This is a genomic window from Arcanobacterium bovis, assembly GCF_004331995.1.
GTDB lineage: Bacteria > Actinomycetota > Actinomycetes > Actinomycetales > Actinomycetaceae > Arcanobacterium_A > Arcanobacterium_A bovis.
This window is the reverse complement of the sequence record NZ_SJDT01000011.1, coordinates 1-11222: the sequence shown is the minus strand read 5'-3', so window position 1 is coordinate 11222 and position 11222 is coordinate 1. Positions and strand designations below refer to the sequence as shown.

Genomic DNA, 11222 nt, shown 5'->3' with positions numbered 1-11222 from the left:
CGCTTAGTGCATTCGTCAACAGCCGTTATAACGGCATGTCGATAAGCGAAAGCGACGTATATGTTCGCGGCCTCAACTATTTAACAAACTATCTTAAATACGAGACCATCGACTTTGAAGAAATGTGGAGCGCCGCAAACTGCCCACCCTTACGCCAATACCCACAATACGTTCGCTCCGACGCTCTACCCATCCACATGCATAATGAGCCAGGCGTCGATGGACAGCAAAACATCGCGACATCACCACATCTCCAACAAGCCGCTGCCTCACGCTGGCTCATCGCGGAATGGTTACCAACCATGTTGCCGCAAACCTACAAGCACTTAACCATGCCCGTCAGAAAAGACAACGCAATAACCATCTACACAAAAGCAAACTGTGTTCAATGCGTGGCCACCAAACGCCAGTTCGATAAAACAGGCACACCCTATAGCGAAGTATCGCTCGATCAATACCCAGACCTAGTTGAAAAATTCAGACAACAAGGCTACACCACGGCACCAATCGTCGAAGTCGAAACAGGTACAACCCGTCAAACATGGACAGGATTCAACCTAGAAAACACACTATCCACGATCCGGCTCAGCGAAGGAAAAACGGGCAACATCACCCCAAGCCATCAACCGAAACGCATGACGCCCGTGCAAACCGATACACCCGCACCTGTGACACACCGAAGATCACGCCGCCGATGAACGTAAAAACAAAAGAGGGCGACTACGCTAAATATAGTCGCCCTCTTAAAAACCGCTGACACCTTTTAGTGTCCGTTTCCAAGTAGCCTCGCCTAAATACTGATCCAGAATAGAATGCCAACGATTATTGCTACAAAAGCCGCCAGTGCTTTTATATAGAAGTCTCGTGTATATATTCGACGTTCGATTTGAAGTAGACCTTTGTACGCCTCCCAATCTTGCTCGGAACGACCCTTGGCAAGCCATTCACGCTTTGACGGAGGTTCAAACCGGCGTATATTCGCAATGAAATCAAAACACACGTATGCGAGCGTCAACGGCATCACCCCGAATACAATAATTTTGATTGCTGATATAAGAATATGCTCAATCCCATTCACGTCCATGATTAATCATCCTTCCGTTTTGCTGTCTTGTTCTGGCTAGCTGAACGTAGCCGTCTGCAGCCCGTCTTCATCTTCAATGATTTCTTCAACTACAACTTTGACTTTTTTGCCAGCCATGCCAGCCGATACGGCTCTGCTGGCGTGGCTGGCGCTGCCAGCGATAATTGGATCTTCAGCCATTAGATCCGCCCTAGGGGAACTGTTCCGACTCCCACCTCCCTATACGGTTCGCCGTCGTTATACGCATTTTCAGAATCGATAACTGCTTTTTCTAAATGCTCACTCGCCCATGTTGAAAGAGAAACAATTTCATGACCGTTCGCGAGATCATTTAGGTAAGCGGCACGAATCCTCCCAAGAAGCGATTCTGGAACGCGAATAGTGAATTTCTTGATCAAGTCACCAGATTTGCCAGCCATGCCAGCCGATACGGCACGGCTGGTTTTGGTAGCGTTGCTGGCCGATACGGCACTGTCGGCTTCGCTGGTATTGCCAGCAATGATTGGATCATTGATTGTTGCTTTTGAAAGAGCATCACGATCGGGTAGTTTCATTGCTTCAGTCCTTAACCCTTCACAATCTTGTCGATCAGCATTGCGCCGGTAAGAAAGTCAGTTTCATTTGGAAGTGCTTTGCCAATAGCTTCAGCTATGATCATGCGTTCTTTGGCAGTGAGCGTGACCGTAATATCATCTTTGATGTTTAGGTTTGACTGGTAGATACTCATTTGTTTTGTCCTTTCAAAATCATTGCGTTGATTGTGTTAAAAGCTTCACTGGTTGCGTCATCGATGAACGGAATCGGTTCATGGTTTGATGCAGCCAATGCGATTGCTTCCCGCTCAGGTATTGGATTTGGAAGTAGGTGCTGCCCGTAATACGCAACTAGGTTGTCGAACCAAGCGCGGCGATCTACTCGATCAGCACGATATGAATTGACTGCTATCCCTGCCAGACGAAGATCCGGATTGTAGTGTGCACGCACCGTAGCGATCGTCGAGACAATTTCAGCGACACCATCGAAAGACGTTTCACGCGCCGTTGTTACTACGAGAGCTTTATCAGATGCCACCAGGGCGTTTGTTGTAAGCATTCCAAGCGACGGCGGACAATCAATAACGATATGGTCATAGTCGTACTGAAGCGCATCAACGACAACTTTCAGCCTGTTTTCACGGCCGAGCGAAACATCATTTTCACGCGATGCCAGTAGCCTATCAGCAGGCAACACACTGATCGACCACGGTTCCCTAGCGGATTGGATGGCTTGGGTGGAAATTGAGCCGGGCGATCCTGACGCGATCGCTGCCAGGACATCATTCAGCGTTAATGAATCACCAGACAACTCGACACCAACGGTAGTGGTGGCGTTTCCCTGAGGATCGGCATCGATCAGCAAAACTGCTTTCACACCTTCCTGGGAAAGCCGCTGAGCTAGATTAGTGGCTAACGTTGTCTTGCCCACCCCGCCTTTTTGATTACAAATTGAAATGATCATGCGTTATCTCCTAAAAATACTGGCAGCATATCGGTGCCTTCTTGCTTCTGATCTTGAACCACTCTCGTGTAAAGAGCGGTAGTCTGAATTGATTCATGCCGCATCAACTCCTGAACCACGCGAATATCAACACTGGCTCGCAGTAACTCAGTGCCAAAAGAGTGACGCAATTGATGGGCGGTGATAGTGATCCCATAGCGCGCGAAAACATGAACGATTGTGTCACCGACCGACCGTGATCTAACGTGCTGCCCCGGGTGTGAGTAAGATGGAAACCAATACCCACGGCGTGGCATCGTATTAAAAAATGGCTGCAACTGCTTATTGACTGGAACAAGCGCAATTTTTCCGCCCTTACCCTCTACCGTGAGACCACCCGTAAGCGGGTCATAGTCTTGTCCTCGCACTTTTGCTATTTCCGATACACGCAGCCCACAGTTGAAAGCCAACATGATCATGCATCGAGTACGCCGATGTAGATTCTGGGACAGAATAAATTCGATATGTTCAAGCGCAACAGGACGTGGCTTATACTTTGGCCGTTTAGGCGCCCTGATCCTAAGAAAAGGATTTGAACATCGTTTTTCGCTTATTTCAAGCCATTTGAAAAAAGCCTTCAACGACGTGTAGTAAGACCATCGAGTATTTGCTGAAGGAAGAGTCGAAAGCCATTGCAGAATTTGTTCCGCATCTATATCTAGAGGCGCCGTGTCAGTGAAGGCTACAAATTGGCGCGTGACACGAATTCGTTCATTGATAGTGCGATCCGCTAATGATTGAGCACGCATATTCATTCGCCATTCAGCCATCAACGTGTTCAATTGCCCGTGTATTGAATTTTTCATGATCCAAGATTCGCGCTTGGACATCTTCAGAATCCAATTTCGCCCTATAGGCGGGCAAAGCCGGCATAGCCGGCATGGCTGGCTGCGCCGTATCGGCTGGCATGGCTGGCAAAAAAGAAATGACTTGCCGGGTCAAAGCAAAGAAAAATAAACCAAGAAGTAACTCGGGACTATAAGTCCACTGCGCGAGCAACGCCTTGTAATGAATAGGTCGTGGGTTCGATTCCCACAGGTGGCTCTGACCAGAGGCTCCTGAACTTGCTAGTTCAGGAGCCTTCTATTACCGTTAACGAGCAAAATTCCGGGTTAAAGGCCAGAATGTGTGTCTGGGTCGGGAGTGTCGGGGTCTTGTTTTAGGGTTTGTAGCGTCCGGCTCAGCCTTTTCTTGCCCAGATTCCGTCTTCCCAAGGAGCAGCACTGTTGTAGTGGTTGTCGAACATGACTGGCCCGTCTGGGTCAGTGGTCGTGACCTGGATTTTATGATCGGGGCTGTAGTGTTGCGGCTTGATGAGTCTTAGGGGATCAGCGGGAAACTCGGTACATGAGTTCAGGTACCAGTCCACGGCTCGGGTAGCGTGTGCCTCGCTCATGCCACGGTGACGGCGTAGCAGATCTTTGATGCCAGCGTTGTACCGCCTTCTAGGGGTGAGGTGGTGCGTGGCAGCGGTGTGGCGTTTGGGTTGTTGATCAGGGGTGTGAGATAGGCAAACAGGGTATTGTATTTGATCATGCCTCGATACATGGATCGGATTGCTCTTAGTTCCCGGTGCGTGTATTGCCATGTACGCACGTCATGCCAAGAATTATCTCGCACACCGCGATAGGTGCGTTCCTTGAGGAACTTTTCCCAGCGTTGTTCCCACTGATAGTAAGCGACCAGCCAGGAAGATGCTTGGATCGGGTTCCTGATAGCGCTAAGCATGTCGGTGAGTTGTTTGATCTCGATGCCGCATTGAGTACGCGGACGCATAGTGATCAATTGACGAACTCGTGCCTTGGTGTGGAACAGGCAGCGCTGGATCAACACGCCTGGCCATACCTGACGTACCGCCTCGAACGCTGCTTTATGCCCGTCAATGACCACGATTTGTGGTGGTGGGAAGCGCGAGAGAGCCGCAAGATATGCGGCCTTGTTTTCTTTCTCGGCCCACTGCCAGCCAATCACATGGTGGCCGTTAAACGCCACGATCAGGCGCCAATCCTGGAAATACGTGCCGTCAGCCATCAACGCCGTATATACCTCGCCCGTCACCGCCGGTTCTGGCACGGGCACGTTCCAACACCAGGCCATATCCCGACGATCCGCCCGGCTCAAACCACGCTCTACGCGAACCAGAGCCGAGCAGCCACGTGTGGAATCGCCGCATCTGTGCCTGCCGGGACGGTCCAGAACGCTGGGCAGTGGCCGAGGTGCCACACACCACGCACCGGTACCGGGTCTTGCCCGCACTGGTTCTACCATTCTTTTTCAGCTTGCCGCCGCATATATCACATGGTGGAACAACGAACGAATCATCAATAAACTACAAACCAGCCCGGTAACCTACCGGCTCAACAACTACGAACTAACTGTCTAACAAACAGGGTTCAGTCCACAGACACACATTCTGGCCTTTAACCCTAAAGTATTATTCCCAAAGCACTGATTGTTCTTAGGTTGGAATATTGACTTGCCATGAGATCGACGACTCTTAACTTTCACTTGAGTTTCATTCCCATAACCTCAGCATCACATCCCCGCACAGGCGAGGATTAACACAAATACAACAAATCGAGACACATACCGTAACCAACTTCCAAACAGCCCCGAGGGCGGAAATGCTGCCCACAAGCGATATGGTCTTGCAATCCCAAATCTTTAAAGGACGTATTCACAAGCATTACAGTCACTGCAATTTTTAGTTACAACAACGGACAACATTACCTATAACCAGCAGAAAGGACTCTATGGTAAACCCTTTAAAGATGCACAAAACCGACACAATTTTATGTTTTATACACGATCACCTACAACACACGAGGCCACACAGCAATACGCCCATTCTCTGGAAAAACTTTGACACAGACCCCCCAATATAAGTTAAAAAATAAATCATTATTGACAATGGTTTGCATCTGAGTACAGTGACATAGGTAAGTGTTCCCTAAGTTGTTGAACTACGAGTCAGTGTAGACAACATTTGATACAAGTTATGGATACAAAAATGAAAAAGCTCACCCAAAAGTTCATGTGTTCGGCACTAACATTGGTGTTTACTTGTTCCACATCGGTGATCGCATCAGCGGAACCGGATCTCATGACGCTAAGCCCTTCATCTATTACAGGTTTTCTGTCGTCATCTCCTACAATGACCGATAAAGAATTCAACACATTAATAAGTCGTCTTGAAAATCTTCCAGAAGATCTACGTAATGGGACTTCGCGAAACGTTCCGAATTATAACCAACGATTGGAAGCCGAACTTGCAGGATTAAAAGTTGGTGGTAACTCGCACGGAATTCCTCCCACCATGCCAGGAGTGACAGTGCTCGCTTCATGGTGGCAATGTGCGAGCGAAGTAGCTTCTGCAATTATCCAGTATGGCGTTCCTGTGGGTAAGGTATTGGGGTTTCTTAGAGACGCTAAACGTATTTGGGGTGGAATAAGCGGGATCTGGCATGCCCTCTACTCAGGCGATGCGGCACGACAAATCGGAAATGAAGGAGTGGAAATCCTTCAAGGAATTCTCGGATTAGATGGTGTAATAAACGCCTGTTTTGGATGATTATTGTTGCAATAGATGTTGAGGAGATAAATCTTGAACTCAAAAGAGTGGACGCAAGCGCCTTTTAAATACGCCTTTGTCGGGCACCTTTTGGCTGGAGGGGTGTTACTCATCCTGACTCTGATACTAGTCTCAATAAGTGCCTTTTTACTTGGCCAAAAGCTTCCAAACACAGGACTACTTATTGCGTGTCTATTATTCGCTGAATTTGTAACTCAATTCATAACAACATGCTCGGATAGACGCTTAGAAAGAAAAAGAAAAAGGAGCAGCACCGGTTCCGTAATGAACACAGTGTTCCGCGTTAGTGTTCGTTGTCTGGCGTTCTTTCTTGTCTCACTTTTATTGTCTGGTATCTCGCATACCACGGCAATTATCGTTGCTTGCGTATTCGTAGTTTCTGTTTTTGAAGCAGTATTAACAAAGTCATGGCGAGATGGTCTCAGCGACGAAGAAGTTCGTACTGCGATTCGTCAGACCGCAATTGCAGCATCCGAAATGTTCAAAAAATAGAGACGCAAAGTCAATTCTTGAAAACAATCAGTGAGTCGCTTCCCATTCTCGACGAATTGGATTTGCGTCGCGGATCAGAATATCAAGGCGATCATTTGCAATCTCTACAACTTCTGAAAGCGCCACAATCCGTTCGTGTTCCACAGAATTAGACAGCCTGCGCACACCATTGTCGATGATACGCGTTACGGTATCCTCCCGCTCTAGACGTGCAACATACGGCACACCAAATTCGGCTAGATAGCGTTCCGACACATCACGCAGTTGTGCCAGATCAGCTTCCGTTGCAGAGGCAAGCGCAAACGAACCGGTATCCTTCGAAATGCGAGCTGCCTCGGCGTCGTCGGCAGAAACTAGCTGGTACATGCCGGGGTAGTCAGCAATTAGACGCTGCTGATCTGCACTTTCACCTTGCAGAACGGCTGCCTGAATCGCGCTGCGCAGTTCGTTGATATCCGCAAACGGGCGCTGCTGCCAAGCCTGACGCAACGGCCACAGCTCGTTGTTGAACAGTGAACGGAACGCCTCAACAAAGGCGGTTTCGTCCATGTTATTAACCTCGTCAAGGCTCACAGCTCTGCCATCGTGACGTCCATCTTCGCGTGCGACGGCGGTCTGAGCAGTATCGCCCTTGCCCACGTGGAAGAAAAGCAAATTCAGCAAAATCGCTGTGATAGCGCCGATCGACATTCCCGATGAGAAAAATACCTGTGCCCAATCTGGGAAAACTTGGGCGATAGTTGGCCGGAAAGTCACGAGCATTGCCAGGCCAAGCGCGGTGGTCACAATAACGGCGTTACGATTATCGCGCATATTCGCTTTCGCGATGGTCTGCATACCAACCCAGGCAACGTTAGCGAACAGCGCAAGCGAAGCACCGCCGAGGACCGGCGACGGAATCGAGTTCACTACCGCTCCTGCCTTGGGAATTAGGCCAATGATAATCATCAATACGCCCGAACCTGCTGCCACCCACCGCGAACGGATTCCGGTAATACGCACAAGCCCAACATTTTGCGCAAAACAGGTGTAAGGGAAGGAATTGAGCACGCCACCGAGCGTCGTCGACAGACCATCAGCACGAATAGCTGCGGTAATGTCCTGCGCATTAATCCGCTTCCCAACGATCTCGCCAGTGGCAAACACATCGCCCGTGGTCTCAACCATGGTGATGAGCATAACCACGATCATCGACAGAATCGCTGTAAACGAGAACGCCGGGATACCAAAGTAGAATGGCGTAGTGATCCCGACGACGTCCGCAGTGCCAATAGCCTCAACTTTCGCCGGGTTAATGTCACCGAGCATAAAGGCGACGGCGGTGCCGCCTACCAGGCCAATGAGCACGGCAATTGTTCCCAGAAATCCTTTGAAGAAACGTTGAACCAATACAATAATCGCAAGGGTACCGAAGCCGTAAACAAGGTCGCGAACTGCCGGAACGCCGTCGGCGTAGTTAACGAAATCATTGGTGGAGACGGCGAGAAGCGAGGTGCCCATGACGAGCAGCACCGTGCCCGTGACCACCGGCGGGAAGAATCGTAGCAGCTTGGCGAAGTAGGGCGCAGCGAGGAATGTGAAAATTCCCGACACGATCACGGCACCGTAGATGAGTGGCAGCCCCTCGTTGCCGCCTTTACCACCGGTAGCAGCCAAGCCGATGGCGATAATCGGGGCGACGGCGGTGGTGGTCACACCTTGAATAATCGGCAAACGCACGCCGATTTTGTGCCCAATCCCAACTGATTGGATCAATGTGGCAAGGCCGCAGGTAAAAAGGTCCGCGTTAATGAGGTGGATCGTTGTTGCCGCATCAAGCTTCAGTGACGAAGCGATGAGCAAAGGCACGATCACGGCACCCGCATAAAATGCGAGTACGTGCTGAATCGAGAGCAGCGCAAGCTTAGGAGCTGCGGGAACTGCATTTATTGGGTCGGCGATGGTGGGAGATTGCTCCGTGGAATTATTCTTGATCACCTACAAAATGGTAGATCGGCGCGCGTTTTGGGTTATTTCTTGAGCAATACGTGAGACGTTTTTGTTCAAGATATGGAAAAGTTGACGGATTGCGATTGGCACCACACGTGACCACACGCGAACTATGCAATCACAATCCGTCAAAGAAAGCTCGCCGGTAAGCCGTTACAAATTCTCACCGCCAAGCCGTCAAGAAGCCTTACCGTCAAGCGATCCTATCGTCAAGAAATCTTGCGAATCGCGTCCACAATCAAATCCCAAAATGCGTCGAAGTCCAGCTCCAACGCAACTCGGGTATTGCACGTTGACGGCGCAGGCTCACGGAAATCGACAACGGTGCGCCCCGCCGTCATCGTGCCATGAAGCTCGATCTGCACGGGCGCCTGAACCGCTTTCACGATGCGTGGATCAATACAGAACGCCACTGCACACGGGTCGTGAACAGGCGGTTCATCCATGCCAAACGTTCCTTGGTGCGACTGCTTGAAGAACGTGAAAAGATCGAGCACGAACTGACTCGTTTCTGAGCCAATAGCAGCGATTTTATCGAGCACCACATCGTTCACTACAGCTTGATGAGTGAGATCCAAGCCGACCATCACGATTGGCCACTTCTCATTAAATACGATGTGCGCAGCTTCTGGATCTGCCCAAATATTAAACTCCGCAGCCGCCGACCAGTTTCCCGTACCAGCGCTCCCACCCATGAGCACCACTTCGCGCACCCGCTCAACGATTCGCGGTTCCTTTCGAGCCGCCATCGCAATATTGGTCAGCGGCCCAGTAGGTACCAGAGTGACCTCGCCGGCGTCGTAGCTCATGATCGTATCGATAATCAGATCCACACCATGACGCGAATCGAGTTTGATCGGTTCGGGCAGTACGACGCCGTCAAGCCCCGTCTCGCCATGAATGCTCGGCGCGTTCTCAGGCTCGCGCACCAGCGGACGCGCACAACCAGCAGCAAACGGCACGCCCTCAATCCCGTAAATCTTGGCAAGTGCCGCAGCATTGTGCGTCACTTTCGCAAGCGTCTGATTTCCGCCCACCGTTGTGACGGCGAGAAGTTCGATCATCGGCGAGCCATGCGCGAGGAGTAGTGCAATTGCGTCGTCATGCCCTGGGTCGCAATCGAGAATTATTTTTCGAGGCGACGACGGCGTCGCTTCAGTTGCGTGGACATCTGCGCAGGCTACGAAGCGTGGATCACGAGTAAAATCTCTATATTGATGCGTCATGTATATACCGTATCATCGTGGTTTACCTCTCGTTGAAACCGAATCCCAAAATTGGTGAGTGTGCCACCTATCCGCTATCATTGCTATTTGTAGATGGAGACGTGGCTGAGTGGCCGAAAGCGCTCCCCTGCTAAGGGAGTAGTCGCCGAAAAGCGGCTCGCGGGTTCAAATCCCGCCGTCTCCGCCAGCGCCCCGCTGAATCGTTGATTTGGCGGGGTTTTCACATCATGACTTCCATGTGCAAGGTGTCGAAAACTAACGACTAAACGCCTCTAGAACCCGCCAACCTGTTTTGGGCTACAACTCGAAAATCCGACGTTTCGGGCTATTCTGGCCTTTAACCCACTATTCTTCTGAGATTGAGCAATCTTCCCAGGCGTACGTAATCAGATCTTCGAGCACATCACGGTCTAATTCACTCAAAGAATCGAAAGCAATTGAGGCTCGTCCTTTGCGGACGTCGCCCATTTGCGCAATCAAATCTTCATAATGATGAGAATACCGGCGCAAATACAGAAATATTTTTCCACTGCGAGGAGCGAAACCAACTTCGAGCCCGTCACACATGCAATGTGGATTTTCTTTGCGGTCAAGCCTGCCAAAGCCAACAATTGATGGTCCCCACATCACCGGGTTCTGCCCAGTAATGCGCGTCATGATCTGCGCTAACTCACAACAGTCTTCACGTACTTGGCGATCAGGAATCGAGCATAAAAAACTTTGAGGATCTAAAGGCAGTGCAAAGTTCGCCGTCATTACACACATTCCTTTCGCCGCTCACAGTATCATTTCCGTCGATAAACGCACACGACGCCGTCATCACCGCACGTAGCAGCACGAGCGTCTGCACACTCAACCGAACTTATCTCTACTTAATCGTTGCACATTCAACATGCAATAGTCGCGCCGAACGATTTTCTCTTATTAATTGCAATGCTTACAAAAATCACGCTGGACCCACGTTGAGCATACCTATACTCAGCACACCCGCGCTGTCCACCGCGAAATTCAGATAGCCACGCAGTGTGCGCACCGCCACTACACTCCGGTTGGAGTTCTAGGCGCTTTACCATGTAGACTGAACGTCGTTCCCAAATGAACATGCGCCGATAGCTCAATGGATAGAGCACCTGACTACGGATCAGGAGGTTGGGGGTTCGAGTCCCTTTCGGCGCGCTCCGGCTCGATGGTTGACTTATTAGCCCTGTCGAGCCGATTTTTTATGCTTAGAGTAGCTCTGAAAATGCGGGCTAAGCGTCAAAACGCGTTGCTAATGATGGCGTGTTGTTAGCGTCCGGTCCAG

14 protein-coding genes and 2 tRNA genes are annotated in these 11222 nt (G+C 50.3%); 5 read left to right on the top strand and 11 right to left on the bottom strand.

The genetic code is table 11. The features are described from left to right. On the top strand, window positions 1-698 hold a 698-nt coding region (locus tag EZJ44_RS08430; RefSeq protein ID WP_131282485.1), incomplete at its 5' end, for a glutaredoxin domain-containing protein. A gap of 92 nt (window positions 699-790) precedes the next feature. Here the strand turns inward: EZJ44_RS08430 and EZJ44_RS08425 are convergent. The 8 genes from EZJ44_RS08425 to EZJ44_RS08775 form a co-directional block, all read right to left on the bottom strand. Further along, window positions 791-1084 carry a hypothetical protein gene (locus EZJ44_RS08425; RefSeq protein ID WP_131282482.1) on the bottom strand — a complete coding sequence of 98 codons (294 nt, stop codon included), beginning with the start codon at window positions 1082-1084 and terminating at the stop codon, window positions 791-793. 36 nt (window positions 1085-1120) lie between these two features. Then, on the bottom strand, window positions 1121-1264 hold the full coding sequence (locus tag EZJ44_RS08785; RefSeq protein ID WP_165496163.1) for a hypothetical protein: 144 nt from the start codon (window positions 1262-1264) through the stop codon (window positions 1121-1123). Beyond that, the gene (locus EZJ44_RS08420) at window positions 1264-1638 is read right to left on the bottom strand and encodes a hypothetical protein (protein ID WP_131282479.1); all 375 of its coding nucleotides are present in this window, start codon (window positions 1636-1638) and stop codon (window positions 1264-1266) included. Before EZJ44_RS08420 ends, EZJ44_RS08785 begins: the two co-directional genes overlap by 1 nt. Window positions 1639-1649: 11 nt before the next feature. After that, on the bottom strand, window positions 1650-1811 hold the full coding sequence (locus EZJ44_RS08780; RefSeq protein WP_165496162.1) for a hypothetical protein: 162 nt from the start codon (window positions 1809-1811) through the stop codon (window positions 1650-1652). Then, entirely contained in the window at window positions 1808-2581 is a 774-nt protein-coding gene (locus EZJ44_RS08415) for a ParA family protein (protein WP_131282476.1), read from the bottom strand. The genes EZJ44_RS08780 and EZJ44_RS08415 overlap by 4 nt, the downstream gene beginning before the upstream one ends. Further along, complete coding sequence (locus EZJ44_RS08410; protein ID WP_131282473.1) at window positions 2578-3450, bottom strand: tyrosine-type recombinase/integrase; 873 nt, start codon at window positions 3448-3450, stop codon at window positions 2578-2580. The genes EZJ44_RS08415 and EZJ44_RS08410 overlap by 4 nt, the downstream gene beginning before the upstream one ends. A gap of 562 nt (window positions 3451-4012) precedes the next feature. Further along, window positions 4013-4651 carry a transposase gene (locus EZJ44_RS08405; protein WP_165496161.1) on the bottom strand — a complete coding sequence of 213 codons (639 nt, stop codon included), beginning with the start codon at window positions 4649-4651 and terminating at the stop codon, window positions 4013-4015. Then, on the bottom strand, window positions 4644-4913 hold the full coding sequence (locus tag EZJ44_RS08775) for an IS1/IS1595 family N-terminal zinc-binding domain-containing protein (RefSeq protein WP_417281541.1): 270 nt from the start codon (window positions 4911-4913) through the stop codon (window positions 4644-4646). The genes EZJ44_RS08405 and EZJ44_RS08775 overlap by 8 nt, the downstream gene beginning before the upstream one ends. A 705-nt stretch (window positions 4914-5618) precedes the next feature. Between EZJ44_RS08775 and EZJ44_RS08400 the strand changes: the two genes are divergently transcribed. Beyond that, entirely contained in the window at window positions 5619-6191 is a 573-nt protein-coding gene (locus tag EZJ44_RS08400; RefSeq protein WP_131282467.1) for a hypothetical protein, read from the top strand. 33 nt (window positions 6192-6224) lie between these two features. After that, window positions 6225-6704, top strand: a complete 480-nt coding sequence (locus EZJ44_RS08395) for a hypothetical protein (RefSeq protein ID WP_131282464.1) — start codon at window positions 6225-6227, stop codon at window positions 6702-6704. A gap of 27 nt (window positions 6705-6731) precedes the next feature. On the opposite strand, the gene EZJ44_RS08390 is transcribed toward EZJ44_RS08395, so the two are convergent. Next, window positions 6732-8681 carry a solute carrier family 23 protein gene (locus EZJ44_RS08390; RefSeq protein ID WP_241658648.1) on the bottom strand — a complete coding sequence of 650 codons (1950 nt, stop codon included), beginning with the start codon at window positions 8679-8681 and terminating at the stop codon, window positions 6732-6734. A gap of 221 nt (window positions 8682-8902) precedes the next feature. Further along, window positions 8903-9919: a uridine-preferring nucleoside hydrolase UriH gene (gene uriH, locus EZJ44_RS08385; RefSeq protein WP_131282461.1), complete on the bottom strand. Its 1017-nt coding sequence runs from the start codon at window positions 9917-9919 to the stop codon at window positions 8903-8905. 95 nt (window positions 9920-10014) lie between these two features. On the opposite strand from uriH, the gene EZJ44_RS08380 reads away from it, so the two are divergent. After that, window positions 10015-10106: transfer RNA gene (locus EZJ44_RS08380), tRNA-Ser, on the top strand. Between the two features lie 158 nt (window positions 10107-10264). Here EZJ44_RS08380 and EZJ44_RS08375 read toward each other — a convergent pair. Then, window positions 10265-10675 (bottom strand): DUF1801 domain-containing protein, encoded by a 411-nt coding sequence (locus EZJ44_RS08375; RefSeq protein WP_131282458.1) that lies wholly within the window; start codon window positions 10673-10675, stop codon window positions 10265-10267. Window positions 10676-11022: 347 nt separating this feature from the next. Here EZJ44_RS08375 and EZJ44_RS08370 point away from each other — a divergent pair. Continuing rightward, window positions 11023-11095 (top strand) — tRNA-Arg (locus tag EZJ44_RS08370). Window positions 11096-11222: the final 127 nt, after the last annotated feature.

What these genes read in the sequence shown, in the direction of transcription:
- uriH (WP_131282461.1), bottom strand. Translation starts at nt 9,919, where the DNA reads ATGACGCATCAATATAGAGATTTTACTCGTGATCCACGCTTCGTAGCC.
- EZJ44_RS08400 (WP_131282467.1), top strand. Translation starts at nt 5,619, where the DNA reads ATGGATACAAAAATGAAAAAGCTCACCCAAAAGTTCATGTGTTCGGCA.
- EZJ44_RS08785 (WP_165496163.1), bottom strand. Translation starts at nt 1,264, where the DNA reads ATGGCTGAAGATCCAATTATCGCTGGCAGCGCCAGCCACGCCAGCAGA.
- EZJ44_RS08375 (WP_131282458.1), bottom strand. Translation starts at nt 10,675, where the DNA reads ATGACGGCGAACTTTGCACTGCCTTTAGATCCTCAAAGTTTTTTATGC.
- EZJ44_RS08405 (WP_165496161.1), bottom strand. Translation starts at nt 4,651, where the DNA reads ATGGCTGACGGCACGTATTTCCAGGATTGGCGCCTGATCGTGGCGTTT.
- EZJ44_RS08425 (WP_131282482.1), bottom strand. Translation starts at nt 1,084, where the DNA reads ATGGACGTGAATGGGATTGAGCATATTCTTATATCAGCAATCAAAATT.
- EZJ44_RS08410 (WP_131282473.1), bottom strand. Translation starts at nt 3,450, where the DNA reads ATGTCCAAGCGCGAATCTTGGATCATGAAAAATTCAATACACGGGCAA.
- EZJ44_RS08780 (WP_165496162.1), bottom strand. Translation starts at nt 1,811, where the DNA reads ATGAGTATCTACCAGTCAAACCTAAACATCAAAGATGATATTACGGTC.
- EZJ44_RS08420 (WP_131282479.1), bottom strand. Translation starts at nt 1,638, where the DNA reads ATGAAACTACCCGATCGTGATGCTCTTTCAAAAGCAACAATCAATGAT.
- EZJ44_RS08415 (WP_131282476.1), bottom strand. Translation starts at nt 2,581, where the DNA reads ATGATCATTTCAATTTGTAATCAAAAAGGCGGGGTGGGCAAGACAACG.